Annotated in this window: 25 protein-coding genes; 19 read left to right on the top strand and 6 right to left on the bottom strand. The window is 39.1% G+C overall.

What is annotated here, in order from left to right:
* The first annotated feature begins 31 nt into the window (after positions 1-31).
* From D1Z92_RS02075 to mobB, 12 genes are all read left to right on the top strand, one after another.
* A complete protein-coding gene (locus D1Z92_RS02075) occupies positions 32-1108 on the top strand; it encodes a hypothetical protein (protein WP_128893993.1) in 1077 nt (358 codons plus the stop codon).
* Complete coding sequence (locus D1Z92_RS02070; RefSeq protein ID WP_128893992.1) at positions 1105-3234, top strand: molybdopterin oxidoreductase family protein; 2130 nt, start codon at positions 1105-1107, stop codon at positions 3232-3234. The genes D1Z92_RS02075 and D1Z92_RS02070 overlap by 4 nt, the downstream gene beginning before the upstream one ends.
* On the top strand, positions 3231-3797 hold the full coding sequence (locus tag D1Z92_RS02065) for a 4Fe-4S dicluster domain-containing protein (RefSeq protein ID WP_128893991.1): 567 nt from the start codon (positions 3231-3233) through the stop codon (positions 3795-3797). Before D1Z92_RS02070 ends, D1Z92_RS02065 begins: the two co-directional genes overlap by 4 nt.
* A gap of 93 nt (positions 3798-3890) precedes the next feature.
* Positions 3891-4457 carry a Rieske 2Fe-2S domain-containing protein gene (locus D1Z92_RS02060; RefSeq protein ID WP_128893990.1) on the top strand — a complete coding sequence of 189 codons (567 nt, stop codon included), beginning with the start codon at positions 3891-3893 and terminating at the stop codon, positions 4455-4457.
* The gene (locus D1Z92_RS02055) at positions 4447-4632 is read left to right on the top strand and encodes a hypothetical protein (protein WP_128893989.1); all 186 of its coding nucleotides are present in this window, start codon (positions 4447-4449) and stop codon (positions 4630-4632) included. The genes D1Z92_RS02060 and D1Z92_RS02055 overlap by 11 nt, the downstream gene beginning before the upstream one ends.
* 1 nt (position 4633) lies before the next feature.
* A complete protein-coding gene (locus D1Z92_RS02050) occupies positions 4634-4939 on the top strand; it encodes a hypothetical protein (protein ID WP_128893988.1) in 306 nt (101 codons plus the stop codon).
* Positions 4932-5258 (top strand): hypothetical protein, encoded by a 327-nt coding sequence (locus tag D1Z92_RS02045; protein WP_128893987.1) that lies wholly within the window; start codon positions 4932-4934, stop codon positions 5256-5258. Before D1Z92_RS02050 ends, D1Z92_RS02045 begins: the two co-directional genes overlap by 8 nt.
* Positions 5255-5908: a response regulator transcription factor gene (locus D1Z92_RS02040; protein WP_128893986.1), complete on the top strand. Its 654-nt coding sequence runs from the start codon at positions 5255-5257 to the stop codon at positions 5906-5908. The genes D1Z92_RS02045 and D1Z92_RS02040 overlap by 4 nt, the downstream gene beginning before the upstream one ends.
* On the top strand, positions 5901-7004 hold the full coding sequence (locus tag D1Z92_RS02035) for a PAS domain-containing sensor histidine kinase (RefSeq protein WP_128893985.1): 1104 nt from the start codon (positions 5901-5903) through the stop codon (positions 7002-7004). Before D1Z92_RS02040 ends, D1Z92_RS02035 begins: the two co-directional genes overlap by 8 nt.
* Positions 7005-7029: 25 nt before the next feature.
* Positions 7030-7701 carry a molybdenum cofactor guanylyltransferase gene (gene mobA / locus D1Z92_RS02030; protein ID WP_128893984.1) on the top strand — a complete coding sequence of 224 codons (672 nt, stop codon included), beginning with the start codon at positions 7030-7032 and terminating at the stop codon, positions 7699-7701.
* On the top strand, positions 7691-8929 hold the full coding sequence (locus D1Z92_RS02025; protein ID WP_128893983.1) for a molybdopterin molybdotransferase MoeA: 1239 nt from the start codon (positions 7691-7693) through the stop codon (positions 8927-8929). Before mobA ends, D1Z92_RS02025 begins: the two co-directional genes overlap by 11 nt.
* 29 nt (positions 8930-8958) lie before the next feature.
* A complete protein-coding gene (gene mobB / locus D1Z92_RS02020; protein ID WP_240666541.1) occupies positions 8959-9525 on the top strand; it encodes a molybdopterin-guanine dinucleotide biosynthesis protein B in 567 nt (188 codons plus the stop codon).
* 101 nt (positions 9526-9626) lie between these two features.
* Here mobB and D1Z92_RS02015 read toward each other — a convergent pair whose 3' ends face one another.
* Both D1Z92_RS02015 and D1Z92_RS02010 read right to left on the bottom strand, forming a co-directional pair.
* Positions 9627-10649 (bottom strand): anthranilate phosphoribosyltransferase, encoded by a 1023-nt coding sequence (locus D1Z92_RS02015; protein WP_128893981.1) that lies wholly within the window; start codon positions 10647-10649, stop codon positions 9627-9629.
* Complete coding sequence (locus D1Z92_RS02010) at positions 10646-11251, bottom strand: ANTAR domain-containing response regulator (RefSeq protein WP_128893980.1); 606 nt, start codon at positions 11249-11251, stop codon at positions 10646-10648. The genes D1Z92_RS02015 and D1Z92_RS02010 overlap by 4 nt, the downstream gene beginning before the upstream one ends.
* 405 nt (positions 11252-11656) lie before the next feature.
* On the opposite strand from D1Z92_RS02010, the gene D1Z92_RS02005 reads away from it, so the two are divergent.
* Genes D1Z92_RS02005 through D1Z92_RS01990 form a run of 4 tightly spaced genes read left to right on the top strand, consistent with a single transcriptional unit; the run spans position 11657 to position 18052 of the window.
* Positions 11657-13150, top strand: coding sequence for a NarK family nitrate/nitrite MFS transporter (locus D1Z92_RS02005; RefSeq protein WP_128893979.1), 1494 nt, complete (start codon positions 11657-11659; stop codon positions 13148-13150).
* 16 nt (positions 13151-13166) lie between these two features.
* Entirely contained in the window at positions 13167-15581 is a 2415-nt protein-coding gene (gene nirB / locus D1Z92_RS02000; protein ID WP_128893978.1) for a nitrite reductase large subunit NirB, read from the top strand.
* Between the two features lie 18 nt (positions 15582-15599).
* Positions 15600-15932: a nitrite reductase small subunit NirD gene (gene nirD, locus D1Z92_RS01995; protein ID WP_240666535.1), complete on the top strand. Its 333-nt coding sequence runs from the start codon at positions 15600-15602 to the stop codon at positions 15930-15932.
* A 44-nt stretch (positions 15933-15976) separates the two neighbouring features.
* Positions 15977-18052 (top strand): molybdopterin oxidoreductase family protein, encoded by a 2076-nt coding sequence (locus D1Z92_RS01990; RefSeq protein WP_128893977.1) that lies wholly within the window; start codon positions 15977-15979, stop codon positions 18050-18052.
* Between the two features lie 118 nt (positions 18053-18170).
* On the opposite strand, the gene D1Z92_RS01985 is transcribed toward D1Z92_RS01990, so the two are convergent.
* Together D1Z92_RS01985 and D1Z92_RS01980 are read right to left on the bottom strand one after the other, a co-directional pair.
* Complete coding sequence (locus tag D1Z92_RS01985; RefSeq protein ID WP_128893976.1) at positions 18171-18593, bottom strand: ArsI/CadI family heavy metal resistance metalloenzyme; 423 nt, start codon at positions 18591-18593, stop codon at positions 18171-18173.
* A gap of 121 nt (positions 18594-18714) precedes the next feature.
* On the bottom strand, positions 18715-19023 hold the full coding sequence (locus tag D1Z92_RS01980) for an ArsR/SmtB family transcription factor (protein ID WP_128893975.1): 309 nt from the start codon (positions 19021-19023) through the stop codon (positions 18715-18717).
* A 395-nt stretch (positions 19024-19418) separates the two neighbouring features.
* Here D1Z92_RS01980 and D1Z92_RS01975 point away from each other — a divergent pair, with 395 nt between their 5' ends.
* Positions 19419-20633 carry an ornithine--oxo-acid transaminase gene (locus D1Z92_RS01975; protein WP_128893974.1) on the top strand — a complete coding sequence of 405 codons (1215 nt, stop codon included), beginning with the start codon at positions 19419-19421 and terminating at the stop codon, positions 20631-20633.
* A gap of 85 nt (positions 20634-20718) precedes the next feature.
* Here D1Z92_RS01975 and D1Z92_RS01970 read toward each other — a convergent pair whose 3' ends face one another.
* The gene (locus D1Z92_RS01970) at positions 20719-21642 is read right to left on the bottom strand and encodes an MBL fold metallo-hydrolase (protein ID WP_164931405.1); all 924 of its coding nucleotides are present in this window, start codon (positions 21640-21642) and stop codon (positions 20719-20721) included.
* 181 nt (positions 21643-21823) lie between these two features.
* Between D1Z92_RS01970 and D1Z92_RS01965 the strand changes: the two genes are divergently transcribed.
* Positions 21824-22129, top strand: a complete 306-nt coding sequence (locus tag D1Z92_RS01965) for a hypothetical protein (RefSeq protein ID WP_206099699.1) — start codon at positions 21824-21826, stop codon at positions 22127-22129.
* A 342-nt stretch (positions 22130-22471) separates the two neighbouring features.
* Positions 22472-22822, top strand: a complete 351-nt coding sequence (locus D1Z92_RS01960) for a cupin domain-containing protein (RefSeq protein WP_128893972.1) — start codon at positions 22472-22474, stop codon at positions 22820-22822.
* A 25-nt stretch (positions 22823-22847) separates the two neighbouring features.
* Here the strand turns inward: D1Z92_RS01960 and D1Z92_RS01955 are convergent, their stop codons facing one another.
* Complete coding sequence (locus D1Z92_RS01955) at positions 22848-24440, bottom strand: S-layer homology domain-containing protein (RefSeq protein WP_164931404.1); 1593 nt, start codon at positions 24438-24440, stop codon at positions 22848-22850.
* Positions 24441-24569 lie beyond the last annotated feature (129 nt).

Genomic DNA, 24569 nt, shown 5'->3' with positions numbered 1-24569 from the left:
GGGGAGGAAAAACGTTTGGAGGGTGAGAAAGATGCAGCCACAAAAAAATGAGCAAGAATGGGAACAAGTGAACGGGTTAGATCGTGCTTTTGCTTCTCGATTTGCGAAGAACATGTTTTTTACGTTGTTAACGATCGTGATGCTATCTTTTATTGGTTCCCGCTTTTTTACACATCTTGATTTAAACTTATACGGTTATATGGTTGGTACCATCATATTTTTGGCAGGTTTTTTTTATCGGTTTATGGCGTGGGCAGAGAGACCACCTACTAAGGTTTTTATTCAAAAAGGAAAGAAGTTATTGTTTCGAAAAAACACAGCTTCCACATCCGTAGATCACATGGTATCCCATAAATTTATATGGAATAGAGGGATATATCGATGGACACAGCATATGTTGATCGGATGGGGGTGTATATTATCTTGTTTTGTCACTTTTCCGTTAGTGTTTGGCTGGATGTACTTTACGATGGCGGAAAATGGTATGTATACCGTTGTTTTTATGAGTATAGATGTAATGGAAGTAAGGGCAGATGGCCTATTAGCTTGGTTGTTTTATAACGCATTAAATATTTCGGCTATCATGGTGATTGCAGGGGTATGTATGGCGCTATATCGTCGATTGAAAAATGAAAAACAATGTGCAGAGCAAACGTTTATCTACGATTTTATGCCCTTGTATTTACTTCTTTTTATTAGTGTGTCGGGGCTATTACTGACAGTTACGAACGTATTTTTTGCAGGTTTTATGCAACCTACGATCTCATTAATTCATCAATATGCTGTCATTGTAACGTTAATTTATTTGCCATTTGGGAAACTTGCTCATATACCTATTCGTCCACTCAGCGTGTTGGCGAAAAATTATAAATTACATTATGGCGAACAAGAAATGAAGAAGTGTCATCATTGTGGAAACGAGTTCATTGCTGCGGAACAATCGGCAGATGTCATAGATGTGCTTCGTCAGAATGGAATGGAATACAAGACAGAAGACGGTGTTCATTTAGCGGAACTTTGCTTGCCTTGTCGTAGAGAGACACGTTTGCAAATGTTCAAACATGCATCGGCTTCTATGCTGTCAGTTGGGAGGGGAGAACGAACATGACACAAAACATCAAACAAGCAGGAGAACAGCTTATTCCTACACATTGCAGTTATTGCGGCATGCAATGCGGGATGAATTTACGAGTAGATGTAAAACAAAATAAAATTATTGGCGTGGAGCCAAGGTACGACTGGCCTGTAACGTTAGGTAAAATGTGTCCCAAAGGGGTTACGGCGTATCAGCAGACGAATCATGAAGATCGATTGTTAACCCCATTAATACGAGATGATGCATCGCTAAAGGGAACAAAAAAAGGATTTAGAAAAGCGACGTGGGAAGAAGCATATGATCTTATCGTAAAAAACTTTCAAACATTGCAACAACAGTATGGAAAAGATACGTTATCTGTGTTTAGTGGCGTATCGATGACAAATGAAAAATGTTATTTAACAGGAAAATTTGCCAGAGTCGCACTACAAACGAAATACATTGACTATAACGGACGATTTTGTATGTCTAGTGCGGCCGGAGGTATGTTAGGTTCTTTTGGTGTAGATAGGGGATCGACCTTTCCTTGGACAGATATTAATGAAACGGATTGTGTATTTCTAGCTGGAAGTAATGCAGCGGAGTGCCATCCAACGATGATGTTTCGTATTTGGGAAATGTTAGAGCGCGGGGGATATTTAATCGTGGTGGATCCGCGTAAAACTCCAGTTGCTAGAAGAGCAGACGTTCATTTGGATTTAAAACCAGGTACGGATTTAGCCATTGCAAATTGTATGCTACATTTACTCATTCGAAATGGACATATAGATGAAGCATTTATAGAGAAACATACGAATGGATTTGCAGATGCGGCAGCATATGTGCAAGCCTTTACGCCAGAACATACGAGTAACGTGACGGGGGTTGCAGTAGAGAAGTTAGAAAGAGCGGCTGAAATATACGGAAAAGCACCGAATGCCCTCGTCATGTTTGCTAGAGGGATTGAGCAGCAACATAAAGGAGTAGACAACGTGCAAGGTTATATCAATATGGCCTTGGTGACGGGTAAAATTGGACGAAAAAAGTCTGGAGTAGCAACGTTAACAGGACAAGGGAACGGGCAAGGTGGAAGGGAACACGGGCAAAAATCAGATTTGCTTCCAGGATATAGAAAAATTACGAACCCTCAGCATGTGAAAGAGGTGTGCGAAGTATGGGGTATTACACCAGAAGAAATGCCTGACGCTGGTGTATCCGCTTATGAAATGTTTGAACTCATGGAGAAAAAAGAGATTCGGTCTATGTATTTGCTTTGTTCCAATCCTGCTGTTTCTGCACCGAATTTAAATATGGTGAGAAATGCAATGAAGAATTTGGATTTTATGGTATGCTGTGATTTTTATTTGTCGGAATCGGCGGAGTTTGCTGATGTCGTATTGCCAGCCGTGACGTGGTCAGAAGACGAAGGTACGGTGACGAATTTAGAAGGAAGAATTATTAAAATTAATCGTGCACAGCGTCCATTAGGGGACAGCAAACCAGATTGGAAAATACAAGTTGAAATTGCGGAACGACTAGGAAAAGGGAAGTACTTTTCTCACCTAAAAACAGCAGAAGATGTGTTTAATGAATTTAGATTAGCAACGAAAGGTGGGACAGCAGATTATTACGGTGCAACATGGGAAAAGATAGAAAGCCAAAAAGGCGTATTTTGGCCTTGTAAAAGTGAACATGACAAGGGAACGCCGTACTTATTTTTAGATAAAACATTTTATCACCCTGATGGAAAGGCGGTTATTCATTCGCCCGTTTATCGACCACCGGCAGAAGAACCTTGTGAACAATATCCCATTATTTTAACGACGGGGCGTGTAGTGTTTCACTATTTATCAGGAAACCAGACGAGAAGAATACCTTTTTTACAAGAGATGTGTTCAGAACCATTTGCAGAAATGCATCCAATGATGGCAAAACAATATGGGGTATGGGAAGGGAATAAAGTAAAATTGACGACGCGGCGCGGAGAAGGTGTGTTTAAGGTGAAAGTAACAGAGGCCATTCGCAAGGACACGGTGTTTGTACCGTATCATTTTGGAGATGAGCAGTCTGTCAACTTATTAACCATTGCTACACTAGATCCGAAGTCACGTATGCCAGAATTTAAAGCATGTGCAGCAAAAATGGAGGGATGGACATGACCAAAAGTGTGTTGTACTTAGAGTTAGATAACTGTATCGGCTGTCGTTCCTGTCTAGCTGCATGTACGCAGTGCGGAGGTCATGATGAAAAATATCGTAACTACGTAGTGGATGTGAATCCATTAGTAGATACACAAACGATGCCGCTCATGTGCTTGCATTGTGTCAACCCTGCGTGTGCACGCAGCTGTCCTGCACAAGCCATTCAAATACATGAGACGGGTGCCGTGTTGTCAGCACGAGTAGAAAAATGTATCGGTTGTCAAAACTGTACCATTGCTTGTCCGTACGGCATACCTAAATTTGATGTTGAACAAAATTTAATGTATAAATGTGATCTTTGTATTGAACGAACACAGCACGATATTCCACCAATGTGTGCGAGCGTTTGTCCCACTAATACGTTGCAATGGTTGACGAAAGAGCAGTTAGCGATGAAGAAAGAACAGAACGTGTTGGACAATGGAAAGTGGATTGCTAGTTCAGATCATTATCTTGAAAATGAGACGAATGTTCATATTAGCTTGCCAGGTATTTTGCAGAAAAAGCAAAAACTTTTTTAACACATCAAATAATACCTTGGGACTGGCAACGGAGGCGTAAACTTATATCTCATTATTTCTTCATCACTATACTATCAACATGGGGGGATAAGAATGGAACATGACCATCATAAAGACAAAACAAACGAAAATAAAACGATAAATAAAAATAATACGGTGCCATTTGCAGAAGATAATTTTACTCATAATATTAAACAGCTCCAAGAGCGTAAACTAGATCGCCGTGGTTTTATGAAAACGTTAGTAGGAGCTGCTGGTGTATTTGCTGTTTCTACTTTACCTTGGGGAGCTCTTGCTATGCGTGAACTATCAAGGGATGGGGAAAAGCAATATGCTGAGAAGGAAATTGTAAAGCTTGATGATGTAAAGGTAGGAGAAGCAGTTCAATTTACTTATCCATCAGAGCATCATACTGCATTACTCATACGAACAGGAGAACAAGATGTGGTCGCTTATCAAAATGCATGTACGCACCTTTTATGTCCTGTGTTTTGGGATAAAGGCAAAGAGAAGTTGGTCTGTCCATGCCATCATGGATTTTTCGATGTGACAACAGGTCAACCTACCGCTGGACCACCACAAAGACCGCTGCCTCAGATTACACTTACAGTGAAGCAAGGTACTGTTTATGCGACGGGAGTGAAGCGATATGAAACGTAGTTATTATGGGGTTCTATGCCTTTGCTTCGTTTTACTATTAAATATTTTTTTCACACAAAAAGCTATCCATGCATTTTACTATCAAAATTATGATGCAACGATCATTTTTGCTATATTAAATCTTGTTTTATTTCCTGCTGCAGTGATCATCTATCAACGTGAAAAGAAGGTGTAGTATGGGGTATGATATTTTAGTACAACTGTGCTTTATAAATAAAGTGGATGATACATTCCAAGGTAGAGTGGAGCATGAATTGTTTCAACTTTTCTCTGATAAATTTACATGGCTAGTGGAAGGGAAAGAAGAAGAGGGTCTTCATATCATTACGGTAGATGGCAGAGGTATTGGCGAATGGGCTAACGAAGAGCAATATATCGCATATATGGAGCAAAAGATGGATAACGGCATATTTAACTGTATTTATGGGTATAGACTTTCCTTTTACGCACAAAAAAACAAGTGTTGTGGTCGCTATGCATAGTCCATTATCCATTTTAAATGCATGGAAGCATAAGAAAATCAGTGTACAGCTACTTACAGGGGAAAGTACACCGTCGCCTGTGGTAAATATTATCGTGAATGATGTTGCCTATTGCCCAGACGGTACACATATTCGAGTCTATTTTGCTGACAAAAATTTTATCGGCATCCCAGTGTCAGCTAAATTTACATGCTATAATCATATGATACAAGCGAAAGATATAGATGCTGAAATCATGTATCTTCTTAAACAAGGTGTTGATCTGAGAGATGAGAATACGAACACAGTGCACAATAGACAGGGAGATGCAAACCTATGATTAAAATATTAATTGTAGACGATCATGCTATGGTGAGAACAGGACTGACGATGTTGTTAAATGATAAAGATCATTTAGAAGTCGTTGGCGAAGCGGCAGAAGGAAAAGAAGGGATACAAAAAGCACTTGATCTGGAACCAGATGTTGTTTTAATGGATTTAAGTATGCCGAATGGATTAGATGGGTTACCAGCAACATCTGAACTGAAAAAGTGTTTACCTCACACAGCGATTTTAATTTTGACGATGAATGATGATGATGAATATTTATTTCGCAGCATTCATGCTGGAGCCTCAGGCTTTATATTGAAAAATGCTCCACATGAAGAACTGTTGAATGCGATAGAATGTGTGGCTGCGGATAAAGCATATCTGTACCCGACGGCAACGAAACGGTTAATGGAGCAATATATAGACCAATTCAAGCGTGGAGAAAACATCGATACGTATGAGAAACTGTCTATTCGAGAAAAAGAAGTATTGTCTTGTGTGGCGAAAGGATACGCCAATAAAGAAATCGCGCAAATGCTAAACCTTAGTGTGAAGACAGTAGAGTCACACAAAGGGAAGTTAATGGAGAAGTTAAATATGAAGACGCGTCCAGAGCTAGTGAAGTACGCCGTAAAGAAAGGATTGCTTCAATATGAGTAGTCAGCAAGTAGATCAGTACGGTGCGCTACTCCCATCTGATGGTACAACGAAAGATAAAGCGCGATTGCTGAAACAGTGGAAGGATATGCAATTTGCTTTAGATGAATCTTCTATTGTTGCTATGACAGATAAAGAGGGAACAATACATTATGTGAATAACAATTTTTGTGAAATTTCTCAATATAGTAGAGAAGAACTGATAGGAAGCACGCATCGCATTGTAAACTCAGGTTACCATACGAAAGCGTTTATGAAGCATTTATGGGATACGATTACCTCAGGAGAAGTATGGAAAGGGGAGTTGAAAAACAGAAAAAAAGATGGTGAATATTACTGGGTGGATACGACCATTGTCCCTTTTCTCGATGAACATAAAGTTCCATATCAATATTTATCTATCCGTCATGAAGTGACAAAAAGAAAGCAGATGGAGGAAGAATTAAGACAGATGATGACGAGAGTCATGAATGTGCAGGAAGGAGAAAGAAAACGCATTTCCCGTGATCTACACGATACGATTGGACAGAGTCTCTTCTCCCTCCTCATCCAAGTGGATCGTCTTCATCAAGACATACAGCATGAAGGATTAAGTCAAATTCGCCTCAGTCTCAATCATGTGATGGAAGATGTAAGAAATATGGCTAGAGAGATGAGACCTTCTGTTCTGGATGATTTAGGCGTGGTGCCAGCAATTCGTTCTTACATACAAAATTATTCAAAGTATTTTGGTATCGATGTTCATTTTGAGTGTTCATTGAAATCCAGATTAGATAAGCAAGTGGAGACGGCAATGTTCCGTATCGTTCAAGAAGCGTTAACGAATGTAAGTAAGTATGCAGATGTAGAAGAAGTAAGCGTAGCTATTTTAGAATGTCGAGACAATATTACTGCACGTATAGAAGATAGTGGGGTCGGCTTTATTTTTGACCATCATGCTAAAGGGGTAGGTATTTTTAGTATGCAGGAGAGGACGAAAGCCATTGGTGGAAATTTAAAGATCGATACCGAACCGGGTGAAGGAACTAAAATTTATTTATCCATTCCGAAGGTTAGCGAAAAACAAGATAAATATATGAACGTAGACGATAAACGATAGAGCTAAAAAGATAGGGGGAAGCGTGATGAAATGGACGACCATTTTATTAGCAGGGGGACAGAGCAAGCGTATGGGAAGATCGAAAGCCTTGTTGCCGCTTGGTCAAATGACGATGATTGAACATATAGTAAATGAAATGCAACATCTATGTGAGCGTGTGGTCATCTGTACGAATGCTAAGGAATATCGCTCCATTCATGCTTTATTTGAACATGATGCTCATGTACACGTCATGGTGGATGATAGAAAATGGCGTGGCAAAGGTCCTTTAGCAGGCATAAGCAGTGGGATTAGCGCCTATGCTAGTGATTTGTATTATGTCGTTGCTTGTGATATGCCTCAATTACATGCGACATTCCATCAATCTTTTAAAGCCTATGTAGCAGACATAGTGGCAAAAGGTAGAGCGGACTATCATGCCTTTGTCCCAGTCGATCAACAGCGTCTACAACCGTTATGTGCAGTGTATCATCCATCTATAATGCCTTATGTAGAACGTGGTATGGTGGACAATCAATATAGCATGTATGCTTTACTAGAGAAAGTAAAGTTGTTGACCATAGAGGAGCAAATATGGAAAAACTGGTCTGACGATAAGCATATATTTATAAATACGAATACAATGGAACAGTTTCATACATGGCAGGCATTATCACATGTAAAGGGTAGCAGAAGGAGTACAACGCATGAGACATAGACATACAGTAGAAGTAACGACAGCAAGAAAAATGATATTAGAAGATGTGCAATCTGGCTTAAAAGAACGTATGTCATTAAAAGATGCAATAGGGCGTTACGTAGCGCAACCTATAGTTGCAACACACGATGTACCTTCATTCCATCGTTCTCCGTATGATGGATATGCTATTGTAGCAGAGGATACGGATGCAGCAAATGATAAAAACCCAGTCTATTTACCAGAGGTGGACATCATATATGCTGGAGATACGATGAAGAGAACGCTAAAGCGGGGGCACAGTATGAGAGTGATGACAGGGGCTGCTATACCAGATGGAGCCAATGCTGTCATTCCGCTTGAACTCGTGACGTGTTCACTACAAGATGGAAAGCCTACCATGCAAGTGAAACGTAAAATTAAAATGGGAACGAACATTTCTTATGCAGGAGAAGATATACAATCAGGGAGTCTTCTCATAGAGAAAGGGAAAAAAATAGATGCAGGGATGATGGCGATTTGTGCGACATTTGGTTACGATCAAGTTACAGTATATCGAAAGCCGAAAGTCGGCATCTTATGTAGTGGCAGTGAATTGTTGCCTATCGAAGCCCCTTTGCAGCACGGCATGATTCGTAATAGTAATGCGTATATGTTAATGGGTCAAATACAAAGAGTAGGAGCAGAGCCTGTTCTATTCCCTGTGGTACAAGATGATAGAGAGGAAACGTATCATCGTATTGCGAATGCGATAGAAGAAGTAGATATATTAATTACGACAGGCGGTGCCTCTATCGGTGATCGTGACTATATTCCAGCTATACTAAATGATTTAGAGTACACATGTTTATTTGATAAAGTTGCGATGCGACCAGGAAGTGTGACCACCGCAGCGAAAAAAGGATGCAAATATATTTTTGCCTTATCCGGTAACCCTTCCGCTTGTTACGTTGGCTTCGAACTGTTTGTTCAACCGCTCATTATGGCTTGTTATGGTATAAAGCAACAGGCAGAGCTTGCATTACAATCTGCTATATTGTCTCATGATATCGTTCAGAAACATCCATTTACGAGATTTATTCGTGCAAAAACATATATTGCTGATGCTACATGTATGATTCAAACCATCGGACTAGATAAATCAGGGAGTTTATCTTCTTTACTAGAGGCAAATGCGTTATTAGTTGTGGAGCGGGGGAGCCCTACTCTACTAGCAGGGGATAAGTTGAATTATATAGCGTTGACATAACAATTGGAGCAGGGGGAACGGTGGATCATATGAAAATCATCCAAGTCATAGGGTTTAAAAATAGTGGGAAAACAACATTAGTAGAGAAAATCATTACATATCTCACGCTTACGCACAATATGAAAATTTTTACAGTCAAGCATCATAAAGATGAATTTGATTTAGACACAAAAGGTAAAGACAGTGAACGTCATGCATCTGCTGGAGCAGTAGGAACGATCATGCAATCTCCTACCACTTTTGCTTTGAATATGAAACAACACAGTGAACTTAGCATGGAAAACATGCTTGCTGTCATCCACCAACTTGGCTCATTCGATATGGTTATCATAGAAGGATACAAATTAAAATGCTACCCTAAAATATTGATGGTAAGGGATGTGCAAGATTACGTTACTCTCCAGCAAGTACAAGACATACAATGCATTGTTGCTATGAATGAAATGGTGCGACAGGATATTCTAGAACAGCAAAAGAAACAAGAAGAAAGTGAAAGCAAAGAGAATAATGGGAAAGGAAAAAGTGTCCCTGTTTTTGTACGTCACCATGAGCACGAGATGCTACATTGGCTTGAAAATTGGCTACAAGAAGCATAAAAAACAACACCTCCAATTGAGTCGTGTCTAACAATTGGGGTGCAGTCCAAATATTTCCTTCTCTTTTAAGTTATCCTTTTGCTCTTTGTTTTTGAAAGGTCTTACAGTGGTTGCATCGTTGTTTTTTGTTGCCAAGATTGAAACGATGTCCAAGCTTCACCTGATTCTAGCGTTTGTTTCGCCATATAAATACCTTGTTCAATAGAGTTTGCTTTGTCCGCGATCCAAAGTCGAATGCCGCTATTCAGTATGACCATGTGATGAAATGCTAGATCCGCTTTTCCTTGCAAAACATGTAGCGTCTTTTCTGCTTGTAATGCCGCACTCCATTCATAAGCGGGTACTTCCATTTGTAATCCGTACGTTGCTGGATCGATAATGATAATATCGTGTTGTTGGTTGTCTACGAGGACAGCTCTTGTAGGCTTTTCAATGTTTACATCTTCCGAGCCTTCCATCCCCTGTGTAACCAATCCTTTTTTTATCCCATTTTGACTCATTAAATAAGCTACTCTCTCAAATATGGTGCCGTGAAACACACCTGCAGCCATGTAATCAGGTTTTGACACCAACATAAACTTTTCGATCGTATTGTATAACGTTCTTAGCCCTAACTCTGTTCTAATGTTACGAATGTCTTGAAGAGGAGGACACCATTCTTCTGTAGGGACAAATAAAAAACCTGTCTCTTTCGCACTCTGCATTAACTTTTGCTTGTCTAAAACAATGTTTAATTCTTGCATGACATCATACAACGTAATCCCCCACTTAGGTGGCATCGTTGGACTAGCATGCAACGTGACGGGAACATCATTGGCAGCAAGCACAAAAGCGGTAGGAAGGGTGGCGAAAAAAGATGTTTTACGTCCATCATAAGGACCCGCACAGTCAAAACTGTTCTCCATTTCAAATGAAGTGGTGTAACGACGATAAGTATGTATAAATGCTTGTAGTTCTTCCACTGTTTGCATCTTAATTCTTTCTGCAACGAGAAAAGCTCCAATTTGTGCTGGAGTTGCCTCATGATCGATAATGAGCTGTGCTGCAGTAGTGGCCTGTTCATAACTTAAATCTTTGGCTCCTCTTTTTCCTCGTCCCACTTCTTTTAGTAAGTTTCTCATCATTTTCTTTTACCTCCATAGTCTTGGTCTTGTAACAGTTCGTATACTTTTACGATGGAGATGGCCACATCCACGATTCGTTTTCTTTCATTCATCGCTTGCTTTCGTAATACATCATAAGCTTCTGCTTCTGAAATATTTTTGATCGTACAGAGTACACTTTTTGCTCTTTCTATCCACTTTCGATCTTCAATTTGTGATAAAAGTTGGCGTTTCTCTTGCTTCCATTGTACTCTTCTTAAATATTGATAGGATGTAGCAAGTAAAGCCCAGTGCATTTCTGTGGATGTCAAATTAGTATACAGCATCCCGTCTACTGTAAACTCTATATTACACGCTTCTTCGACAATTGTCTCCCTGTCACACCACCAAATGATAGGAATATCCTTCCATTTCATTATTCTATCACACCATGTTTTGGTTTGTATTACAGGGAGGTAAATAATGATGGCATCCATTTTAGGAGCACGGTCCATGATGTGCTGCATCGTTTGCACGGAGAAGCTGGTATAGCCTATGTTAGAAAGAATGTGGACTGGATGGTTTCTTTCCTCTTTATCTGTTTCTGGGTGATTTTCACTTAACACTGCAAAAGATGTATACATCTAACCCCTCCCGTTGAGCTTAATGTATGTTAGCATATATAACACAAGTATGAACATAATATAGCATAGTAAAGCGCTAAAAGTCTATGTATCATGTGATAAAAAGAAAATAAACTTAATGCGAAATATGCTCATTTTCAATATGTGATATACGCATTTTATTTTCGATGTTATATATATTGACATGTGAAAAAGGTGCAGTTATAATATAGCTAAGTTTTGGGAATTCAGGTGACACGATGGAGTGTCCCTTTATGTGAATACACTGATGCACAGCGTTGTGCATGTTGGCAATGAGGCCGAGTTTGATGCATTTTGTCATGCATTTAAATCGGTCTCTTTTTGATTGGATTTTTTATTAGAAATATTTTACTAGAAATTAGAAAAATTAGAGGAGTGAAAAAAATGAATGAAAGTAGAGAGAGTAATCCGTACAAAGGGAATATGAAAATATTATTTTTAACGACATTTGCTTTTTTTGTCAGTTTTGTAGTTTGGTTTAATATGGCTCCGTTTGCCTCCACGATTGAAAAAGCGCTAGATTTAACAACACAGGAAATGGGTGTGTTACTGACCATGAATGTAGCGTTAACGATCCCAGCTCGAGTAATTATCGGGATGTTGGTGGATCGATTTGGACCTCGAAAAGTATATTCCACATTGCTCGTTATCATGAGCATCCCTTGTTTTTTGTTTGCACTCGGCACAACTTTTACACAGCTTATGATTGCACGTATGTTTTTGGGTATTATCGGTGCTGGTTTTGTCGTTGGTATTCGCATGGTGTCAGAGTGGTTTCCTGCTAAAAAAATAGGATTAGCAGAAGGCTTTTACGGAGGATGGGGTAACTTTGGATCTGCCGCCGCGGCGTTTACTTTACCGCTTATCGCCATTGTTTTATTAGGGAACGTAGAAGATGGATGGCGTTACGCCATTGGTTTAACGGGATTACTCAGTTTGATTTATGGTTTTATCTATTATTTTTCCGTACAAGATGCTCCGAATGGAAGGGAGTACAAGAGACCACATCGCAACGGTGCGATGGAAGTCACAAGTTATCGCGATTTATTTTTTCTCGTCTTTATGACCATGCCGATGTTTTTTATTTTAGGTGTATTAACGTGGAAAGTACAGGGACTAGGGTTTTTGAGTAACACAGCGACGTATGCCATCTACGCTGGATTGACTGCTTTATTTTTGTTCAACAGTTTTAAAATATGGTCTGTGAACAAAAGTTCATTACAGCAAGGTGTAGCCAAAAAAGAAAAGTACGCTTTCAAACAAGTGGCGATATTAGATTTTGCTTACTTATGCACTTTCGGTTCGGAACTTGCTGTCGTGTCGATGCTTCCGCGCTTTTTCGAAGAGACCTTTACGCTTTCGGTTGCAGCAGCCGGTATGATTGCAGCGAGCTTTGCTTTTATGAACTTGATTGCTAGACCAGGTGGTGGCTGGATTAGTGATAAGTTCGGTCGTAAAAAGACACTCATCATTTTAATGGGAGGTCTCGCTATCGCCTACATGTTGATGGGCAATATCGATAGTAGTTGGTCGCTCATTGCCGCAGTAGCATTAACGATGTTATGTTCGTTCTTCGTGCAGGCAGGTGAAGGTTCGGTATTTTCGATGGTTCCCCTTGTCAAGAAACGACTAACAGGGCAAGTTGCTGGCATGGTAGGAGCTTATGGTAACGTAGGTGCTGTTACGTTTTTAACCATTTTAACTTTCGTTTCTCCACAAACATTTTTTGTTGTCATTGGTTTATTTGCCGTAGCTTGTTTTTTCACTTGTTTCTTTTTGAAAGAACCTGACACAGCAAAGATAGAACAACAAGCAATAGAGCAAGAAGAAGTGAAGCAAAACGAAACCCCACAAGAAGTTATTGCGGTTCGTGTATAGGAGGGAGAAAGAGATCATGAAGAAAAAATTAGTGTTGATTGGAAACGGCATGGCTGGCGTGAATGTGATCGAACATCTACTTAAATTGAATGCAGATAGATATGACATTACCATATTCGGGGAGGAGCCTCATCCTAATTATAATCGAGTGATGCTTTCCAAAGTGTTGGCTGGTGATGTAAGCATGGACACGATTATACTCAACAATGATGACTGGTATGTGGAAAATGATATTACGCTGTATAAAGGGGAAAAGGTTACGCAAATCGATAGTGAAGCCAAAACAGTAGTAAGTAGTACAGGGAAAGTCGTACCTTACGATGATCTTATTATTGCCACAGGTTCCAGTGCATTCATGTTGCCACTGCCCGGAGTAGAAAAAGATGGTGTCATTGGTTTTAGAGATATGCAAGATTGTGAAACGATGAAAAAAGCGGCTAAAACGTACAAAAAAGCAGCAGTCATCGGCGGAGGCTTACTTGGCTTAGAAGCAGCTAGGGGTATTTTAAATTTAGGAATGGAAGTGGATGTCATTCACCTCGGCCCTCACCTGATGGAAAGGCAACTAGATCCTACTGCGTCTCATATGCTGCAACAAGCATTGGAGCAACAAGGCATGAACTTTTTATTACAAAAACAAAGTAGTGAAATTTTAGGGGGTGAACGGGCAACGGGGTTACGCTTTCAAGATGGAACTTCCATCGATGCGGATTTGATTGTGATGGCAGTGGGGATTAAACCGAATGTGCAATTGGGTAGAGAGGCTGGTTTGCATGTTGGCAGAGGCATTGTCGTTAACGATGTTTTAGAAACCAGCATTCCTCACATTTACGCTGTAGGGGAATGTGCAGAACATCGCGGTATCAGCTATGGCCTCGTTGCACCACTGTTTGAACAAGGTGCGGTACTTGCCAAAAAGCTAGCGGGGACAGAGACAGCACCATATGAAGGTTCTTTGGTTTATTCGAAGTTGAAAGTTTCAGGCGTTGATGTATTCTCTATTGGGGAATTCATGGAACAGGATGATGTTCAGGGAATAACCATCCATGATGCATACTCCGGTGTGTACAAAAAAGTCATGATTCGGGATGAAAAAGTGGTAGGCGCGATTTTGTATGGTGACAGTAGTGACAGCACACGGTTACTTTCCTTCATTAAAAATGAAACGAATATTGCTGATTTGAAAAAAACAGATTTACTCACGAACGTGGATGGTGGGACCGAAAGTGTTGGAGTAGCTCACATGAGTGATGATGAGATTATCTGCGGTTGCAATGGGGTGAGTAAAGGAGACATTTGCCAAGCGATAAAAGAGCAGCAGCTGCAATCCGTAGAGGAAGTGAAAAAGGTGACAAGCGCTTCTGGATCTTGTGGTGGGTGTCGCCCGCAAGTTAGTGAACTGCTGACTTTGACTTTAGGAAACGATTACGATAGCAGCAAGGAAAAAACAAAAATGTGCAGCTGTACAGATTACAGCCGTGATGAAATACTGGAAGTCATCAAAGATAAACAGCTAACATACGTGCGAGAAGTGATGCACGTGTTAGAATGGAAAACCGAGGAAGGCTGTTCCAAATGTAGACCTGCTTTGAATTATTACTTAGGCATGATATATCCAAAACAATATGAAGACGATGCTACTTCTCGTTTCGTTAATGAACGTATGCATGCTAACATTCAAAAAGATGGTACGTTCTCCGTTGTGCCTCGTATTTACGGAGGTGTAACGACGCCTGCTGCATTGAAAAAAATAGCGGAAGTCGCTGAAAAATATCATATACCGACAGTGAAAGTAACAGGTGGACAGCGAATAGATTTGCTCGGTGTGAAAAAAGAAGATTTAACGAATGTGTGGGAAGAGCTGGATATGGCTTCTGGCTATGCTTATGGCAAAGCACTACGCACAGTAAAAACGTGTGTGGGAGATACGTATTGTCGTTTTGGCACAGCGGATGCAATGGGGTTAGGTATTCATTTAGAGAAATATTTCGAGCGATTAGAAACACCGGCGAAAGTGAAGATGGCCGTTTCTGGATGCCCGAGAAATTGCGCAGAAAGCGGGATTAAGGATGTAGGTGTCGTTGCTATCGATGGTGGCTTTGAACTGTATGTAGGCGGTAACGGAGGCGTTAACGTTAGGGCTGGTGATCACCTCGTCACAGTGAAAACAGAAGCCGAAGTAGTGGAAACTATCGCAGCATACTTACAACATTATCGGGAAACAGCACATTACGGTGAACGAACATCAACGTGGGTAGAAAGATTCGGATTAGCAGCTATACAGGAAGTGCTAGAAAATAAAGAAGAACGTGAACGACTTTTATTGGCTATGCAACAAGCTCTATCTCAGTACAAAGATCCTTGGAAAAAGGTAATAGAAAGCAAAGAGAAACAAAAACACTGGTATGAAGTCGTCAGCGTACCAGAATAAATAAAGGAAGTGAAAACCATGACATTAATGAATTCGGCACAATGGATCGATGTAATGAATGAGAAAGACTTGTTACAAGGAACGGGAAAAAAAGTCGTTTATAAAGGAAATGAAATTGCCGTGTTTAAGGCGATGAATGGAGACGTCTTTGCGATGGAGAATAAATGTCCGCATAAAGGATGGGGGATTGTCGACGGTATGATTTCAGGAAAACATGTGTATTGCCCTATGCATGATAGAAAGATTAATATGGATAGTGGATTAGTTGAAAAACCAGATACAGGATGTGTGCAAACATTTCAAACAGAAGTAAGCAATGGGAAAATACGCATTGCTTTTCCAATAACGTGAAGTATGCATATCGTTTGAGCTTAATAGAGAGATGAGGGGCAGTTATGGGTGAGGAGAAAAAGATATCACACTGTTGTTTTTGCAGCATGCAATGTCAGATGGAAATTACAAAAAAAGAGGGTCAATATGAAGTGAAACCGAGTTATTCCTTTCCAGTTGCTACAGGAAAACTGTGTCAAAAAGGACTGCAAGCGGTGGAACATACGATTAGTGAACAACGTATAAGAACCCCGTTTATGCGAAGCGATAGAAAGGATGCATGGAGTGAGTCCACTTGGGATGACGCTTTATCCTATGTAGCGGATAACATATTGTCGCTGCAACAAGCACACGGAAAAGATGCAGTAGCGGTGTATGGCGGCGGATCACTTACAAATGAAATGTCATATTTGTTAGGGAAATTTACACGCGTCGCTTTGCAATCCAAATATATCGATTACAATGGCCGTTACTGTATGTCTTCTGCGGCGACAGCAGCGACAAAAGCGTTTGGTATAGATCGTGGCATGACGTTTCCTTTACAAGATATTGCTAAGTCAAAATATATTATTCTAGCAGGAACAAATATAGCAGAATGCCAACCTACGATGATGCCATATCTTCTACAAGCAAAAAAAGCAGGCGCAACCATCGTTACGATTGACCCACGAAACACATTGACGTCTAAAATCGGGGATATACACGTACGTCTGGAACCGGGGCATGATTCTATTTTCGTGAATGGGCTGTTGCATGTTATCATCTCCGAACAATGGTGGGATCACACTTTTATAGAAGAAAGAACGTCAGGAATTGCCTCGCTGATGGAGACAGTAGCATCCTATACACCAGAGAGAGTAGAAGAAATGACAGGCATATTAGCTGCCAAAACGAGAACGATTGCGAGACAATTTGCACAGGCAGATAGTGGTATCGTTATGACGGCGAGGGGCGTGGAGCAACAAGCAGACGGAGTAGATAATACACTAAACTATATTAATTTATGTCTCGTAACAGGGAAAATAGGTAGAGAAGGTTGTGGCTTTGGGGCTGTAACGGGTCAAGCGAATGGGCAAGGCGGGAGAGAACATGGGCAGAAAGCAGATCAACTTCCAGGTTACCGTTCTATTGAAAATGAAAAAGATCGAAATGAAATTGCCAAAGTATGGGGCATAGAGGCCAAAGATCTTCCTCGCAAAGGGGTTTCTGCTTATGAACTGTTTGATAAAATTCATCAAGGAGAAATTAAAGCGATGATGGTGTTAGGTTCTAATCCTGTTGTGTCTAGTCCGAACAGTTCCTATGTAGAAGCTGCACTTCAAAAACTAGACTTGCTCATCGTCATTGATTTATTTGAGACGGAAACTGCACAATATGCAGACGTGTTTCTTCCCGGTTCTTCCTTTTTAGAAGCTGCAGGAACGTTAACGAATTTAGAAGGAAGAGTATTTTATCGACCGCAAGCAAGTGTACTGCCGAAAGATGCTAAATTAGATTCGGAAATCATCGTAGAGTTAGCAACACGCCTTGGAAAGGGAGCTTTTTTTCCGTATGAAACAGCAGAAGATATTTTCGATGAATTGTGCGTAGCTTCCAAGGGTGGGAAAGCAGACTATAGCGGGTTAACGATACGTAAATTAGTGGAGCATGATGGTGTGTTCTGGCCCTGTCCAACGACAGATCATGCAGGAACACCAACCATGTTTGAGCATACCTTTGCTCATCATGATGGTAGAGCGTATTTTCATGCCATTGTACCCAAATGGAGTGGTGAGGCAGTAGACGAACACTATCCTCATATTTTAACGACAGGAAGGTTGGGTATTCATTACTTGAGTGGCTCACAGACAAGAAGAACACCAAAGTTACAACAAAAAGCACCTGTACCTGTTGCTGAAATACACCCTTGGCTAGCCAAAAAAATAAAGCTTGCAGGGAAGCGAATGATTAAAATAACAAGTCGACGAGGATCTATTACATTGCAGGCTAAAATTACGGACAAAATTCAACCTAATACTATTTTTGTTCCCTTTCATTGGGGTAAGCAACTGTCCATTAATACATTGACAAGCGATCAGTTAGAAGCGACATGTCGCATGCCTGAGTTTAAACGATGTGCAGTCAAGGTAGAGGCCATGTAGTCATCACATGGCCCTATTTTCATTACACTTTTACAAAACTACAAGATCATGCAAGGTCATATTTATCATAAAAAGATAAAAAGTTAATTTCATCAGTGAAGCTGGTGATATCATTTAACTATGTTGTACAGCAAGTGTCACCTGATTGTGTTTCTTCATGTTTTACTGTGTCTACTTTAGTGTCTTCTTTTGTTAAAAAGAACTCCCACTCATGTCCATCTGGATCGACAAGCCAAAATTTATCTTGTTTGGCATAACAGCATGTCGTATCATTTTCTTCTCGATCTATAAGACCTGATTCAGTTAGCCGTTGTTTGTGTTGATTTAATTCATGGGAACTTCCAACTTGAAAACCGAAATGATTAATGTGATTCCCTTCTACCTTCGCTACAGGGCGTAAAGTGAAATGTAAAGCAGGGTTCTCTAATAAAAACTTAGTGTAGTTCGTCTTCACCTTGACTGGATCTACTCCAAATAATGTTGCGTAAAATGCAGTGGATGCTGCTAAGTTCGTGACATGTAAACCTACGTGCATATACATCGTTATTCCTTCTTTCTTAATGGGATTATAAAATATGAGCTAATCTTACTTGATATAAAAGGTGAGCTCGTATTTCAAAACTTTTCATATCAAATATTTTTGATATGTTGATCAAAAAAAATTAATCAGACGGACGAAATAGACAACATAGCTCAGATGATAACAAATGATTGACCTGTTTTTGGTTTAAAGCATAATAATTCCACTTTCCTTTTTTCTCTTGTATAATAAGGTTAGCGTCCAATAGTATTTTCAAGTGGTATGAAAGTTTAGACTGATTCATTTCCATGATCTCACACAGATCGCATACACAAACTTGACCACGTGCACATAGTTCATTCATCAACTTTAGTCGCTTAGGATCAGAAAGGGATTTAAAAGCTTCCGCATAATGTTCAAATGTTTTTTCATTTGCAAGTATTGGCTTCATGTATTGTATTCATCCTTCTATGCATCAATTTTTTTTGATATATACTACTATATGCTACATTGGACTATGATGCAAGTGAAAAATAAAAAATCATTAAATTGGAGAAATAATGATATACAAGTTTACGCTTCAGTAGTCAGGCGTAAAGGTTGATAGGAGATTTCTTCACCTTATGCATAGTGGTAATAAGTTGTATCAACAAGTTTCTTCAACTTATATCATTAAAATGTGATGCGTGTATGAGATGTTTATACAACAAACTGAAATTAAATCCATTTGTTTAGTGAGTTGTCGTGTTAAAGTTATACTATGTAAACTTGATTATCCATATATAATATGTAGACTAAGGTAAGAAGAGGTAAAACAGGTAAAAACATATTGCAGGAGGTTACTATATGTCTAGTGGAACACAAACAAGAACAGAAGCGATTTTGAAGACAACATCTCAATACGGTGCTAATAATTATCATCCATTACCTATTGTCATCTCAGAAGCGGAAGGGGTATGGGTTAAAGATCCAGAAGGAAATAAATATATGGATCTATTAAGTGCTTACTCTGCATTGAATCAAGGACATCGCCATCCTAAAATTATACAAGCCTTAAAAGAACAGGCAGACAAAGTAACGTTAACTTCCAGAGCTTTTCATAACGAGAGACTAGGTGAGTTTTATGAAAAGTTGGCAGCGTTTACTGGAAAAGAAATGTTCTTACCGATGAATACTGGAGCGGAAGCAGTGGAAACAGCGATTAAAGCGATTCGCCGCTGGTCACATCAGCATAAAGGGGTACCAGAAAATGAAGCGGAAATCATCGTGTTTGAAGACAACTTCCACGGTCGCACGATTACGATCACGTCATTTTCATCTGACGATAGTTACCGCAAAGGATTTGGGCCTTTTACACCTGGATTTAAAATTATACCTTACGGTAATATAGATGCGCTTAAAGCAGCGATTACGCCGAATACGGCAGCTATTCTCATTGAACCGATTCAAGGTGAGGCAGGCATTATTATTCCACCTGACGGTTATTTAAAACACATAGCCGATTTATGCAAACAGCATAATATGTTGTTCGTTGCTGATGAAATCCAAACTGGATTCGGAAGAACAGGAAAACCATTTGCTTCAGATTGGGATGAGGTTGTTCCAGACATGTACGTGATGGGTAAAGCGCTAGGTGGTGGCGTATTCCCAATATCCGCGATAGCAGCGGATAAAGAAATATTAGGGGTATTTGACCCTGGTTCCCACGGTTCCACATTTGGAGGAAATCCACTCGCTTGCGCAGTAGCGATAGCAGCACTGGATGTAATCGAAGAAGAAAAGTTAGTAGAGCGTTCATTAGAGCTAGGTCAATATTTTATGGATGAGCTAAATAAAATAAACCATGACGACATCAAAGAAGTTCGCGGCAAAGGGTTGTTTATTGGTGTAGAAATGCATACCCCAGCTAGACCTTACTGTGAACAATTAAAGCAAAAAGGGTTGTTATGTAAAGAAACACATGAGAACACCATCCGCTTTGCTCCGCCATTAACGATTACAAAAGAAGAAATTGATTGGGCTCTACAGCACATCAAACAAGTGTTGCAGCCGAACTCATAATTCTTCATCTTCAAGCTAATCATGTAAATAGTAAACCGCTTTTTGTGTCGTTCACTTTGAACTGGCATGAAAAGCGAATTTTTATTTATTCTAAGTGAGAGAGAATCAATGTTCCATTTTGTACGTGCAAGTTCACGAATGCTTGTTGTTGTAAATAGGAGACATAGGCATGAACGACAGTATGAGTAAACGTATATGGAGCAACATGATCTGGAATTTTATAATGTGTCATGCATTGTTGCAATAACTGATGAAATGGGATCGCACCAGCGATTTGAATTTCATTTTTAAAATATGCGATAGCGTCTTGAATTCCTTGTATGTGTTGTTGTATCAAGTCAGACATATGTTCTGTTACTCCACCGTGATACAAAACATAAGCAGTCATCGTTTCGGATTCATGTAAAGATTTTAATTTGTGCAGTGTTTGTATCGTTTTTTCAATATCAGTGAATAGCAATAGCCCAATTTTATCTACAATGGCTGGGCCGAATAGCGCATCTGCACCATACATGACTCCGTCTGGACTCATTACATTTATCATGGCATTACTGTGACCTGGTGTAGTAACAATGTGAAAAGGAACACCATCAATAAGACGAATATGATCTTCGAAAGGAATCACATCGGTTACGATCGATGGTTTAGCTTGTAATTGTTTTGTTTTAAGCTGTGCATAAGGTGCAGCACCACTTGTAAACATGAGCGGTTCTAAATAAGGTTGTTCGATAAATGACTTTTCAAATGCAGTCGCATAAATGCGCAAGTCATCATACTTGCGTTGTAAATAGTCATTGCCACCTATATGATCCGCATGTCCATGTGTGTTAATGATAGTGTTAATTTGATACCCGAGTTGAGAAACGGCTTTGTCTACTTTTTTAATGCCATCTTTATCATTCGTACTGTCGATAATGATTGCTGTTTTTTTATGTGGATGCAAATATACGCCTACTGATAATACACCATCTGCATAATAACTATTGCCATGTACGTGTATGAGTTCCAAGTAAGTTCTCCTCCTTATATGGGTGTTGGAATATGATATGAATGATATCATAAATATTTATTTTTTTGGAGGGTGGGTAACATCTTTATGACACAAAATAACGAATTGGTTTGACTTAACGTATTTGACTTCTTTACTGGAAAACAAATAAAAATTAATGAAAGGAGAAAAAAGATTAGACATGAAAGCTGTTCTATTTATTGTTGAGATAATGAGAATACTCGTTATATTATTTTTAGGCATGTTTATACTTACTAAGATTGAAATTGGAATATATGAGTTGATATGGAAAAAAGAATTTATAGATATTAATTATTATTTGATGTGGATTGGTAATGTTTTGGTGATATTTTTAGTCTACAGAAACAAATTGCAATTTTCAGGTTGGTATAAAAGTAATGTACATACTAAAATTTCTGGAAAATGGTTATGGATGAACATAGGTATAGTAACTATTTGTATAGGATTAGGACTATTTATACACTAAGGTGTGGGACATCTAAGTTTCTCAACATCAAAAAACAACTTTTTATAGTAGCTTAATATACTAATTAGAAAAAAAAGGGGGAGGAAACATTGATAAGAGGTTATATTCTGGTCATACTTTCTGGGCTAATGATTATTTTTATTCCTATTATAGTGATATATAACATTGTAAATGAAAACTATATCTATAATGCTACTCCTATTATACTTTTTCCATTTAGTGTAACGCATTTTATAATTGGATGGTTAAGAATAAAACAACTAAAGAAAGATCGACCAAAAGAACATGAATAGTTTTAAATAAAATTTAGTTTATTTTAAAAAAATGGAAGAGGAGATGCAAATGAAGCTGTACAGTCTAAATAAAGAACATGGGAAGCATATTACACAGTATGATTCTAACTTTGTCATGTCCAAAATTCTACAATCATCTCGTAACGTACATATGGGGTGTATGCACCTTGAACAATCTGGGGTCATTGGATGGCATCAAGCTAAAGTATCTCAACTCCTCATCGTTATTGCAGGAGATGGAAAAGTAAGAGGGGCAGAGGATAAATGGCATCGTGTTTGCAGTGGAGATGCTGTGTTTTGGCAAGAAGGCGAGTGGCATGAAACGATAGCAGAAAATAAAGGTATGACAGCGATCGTAATAGAAGGAGAACAATTAGAAGTGCAATGTTTAGAAAAGTAGAAAATAAGAGCAAGCTAAAAGCAAATTAGGCACTATACTCTAACATATCATATAACTTCCAAGCACCTTGAGCATCTTTTTTCATGTAATATATTTGTGTCCCCGTTGTATCTTTATCATCGTAGTAATTTACAGTTTCTCCATCTTTCGTTACATGCAGCTTACTATGAGCATCGGTGACTTCAATCATAGCAAATAGTTCCGATTTAAATAAAACTTCCACGGAAGGATCTGGGTTGTATGTTGCATATACATCGAATCCTTCTTTTTGTGCATAATCATAAAAGCTTGCATTCATGTTCATAACCGCTGCATAAAAACCAGTCGTATAGGAAGAAAGCCAGTCAGTAGAATAGTATGATTTTTTTGTTTCATACGTGTTTTTCCATGCTGTATAATAATTTGAAAATGATGTGATTAATGCTTCGTTAGATGGAAGTTGAACATTGGCAAGCATACTAGCTTTGTACAATGCAGAAAACACTTCTGCTCTCGTCGCAACTTGATACGGTCGAAATGTGAAATCGGTGTACCCTGTAGCTATAGTGAGATGTTGCGCTGTTTGAATATATGTAGTTGCCCAATATTGTTCTACATCTTTAAACAACGTCTCATGTTCGTTCGGCATGTTTATTTTTCCTGAAAATGCCCTCACTACCATCGTGATCATTTCATCTCGTGTAATGTGGCGATCGGGCTCAAAATGCTCAGCATCTGTACCACTAATGACATTCGCCTCATATGCAGCGGCTACACTTTCACTATACCAGTCGTTACGGTTCACATCTTCAAAATATGTATGCCCATTCTCTGTTGATTCATATCCTAATAATGCCGCTAATGTAGACACCATCTCGGCTCTTGTCATCGGTTGATCGGGATACACGTACGTTTCATAAGGGCTGACATGATATCCACTGACGATATCTGCTCTAATAAAAGTATTTGTCGCGCGATAAGCCCAATGGCTGGCATCTATATCTAACTGAAGATAGGGAGATAAAGTACGTAAAAATGTAATTGGTGAATCGTGAAAATAGGTGACATGTTGTGTATCAATATCCGCTTGAGATGCCGAATCCGTAGTGAATGAAATCGTAAATGATGAATCCAGTATAGCGTTATCATGTATAGAGGGAATAGGAGCTTTCATCGTATAGATCGAATTTTCATTCAGTTGCCCTTCCACCACAAAGTACATATCCGTAAAAAACTTTGTAACGACTTGATTGCGAAACGTGAGCGGGATGTTGGCTTTATTTTGATCTTGTAGGATGAAGTTACCGATGTCTTGATCATCTACTGATTTACTGACTCTCATTTTTATCATGTTAGTAATTGAGGGTATGATATCTCCGTCTTTAATATCTCTATATTTTTCGTCAACATCCATATACATGAGCTGTATAAACCGAGGATGCTCAAATTGTTCTTCTTTCTTTAATCTATCACTTGCGGTCGTTAACGTGATAGGTTGTACGATATCTTCTTGTATAACAGGAGTTTCGGGCGTTACATCCTCATGATCAAAAACATGCATATGTAAAATTGAACCGATAAACCATATAGTTACAGTCATTAGTGACAATAATAATAGATAGCGAATTTTTTTGTGCATTATCGATCCTCCTAGTTCCACAAAAAAGATTTTCATATTTTTAAATGTACATACTCTTCTAGTTGTCCTTTATAATATATATATAATGTATGGTAAAATTAGAACTGCAGTAACAACCTTTCCGATGGT

It is taken from the genome of Longirhabdus pacifica (genome assembly GCF_004115085.1).
GTDB lineage: Bacteria > Bacillota > Bacilli > Paenibacillales > DSM-105158 > Longirhabdus > Longirhabdus pacifica.
Note: the sequence above shows the minus strand (reverse complement) of the source record. Positions and strands in the feature narration are given on the sequence as shown.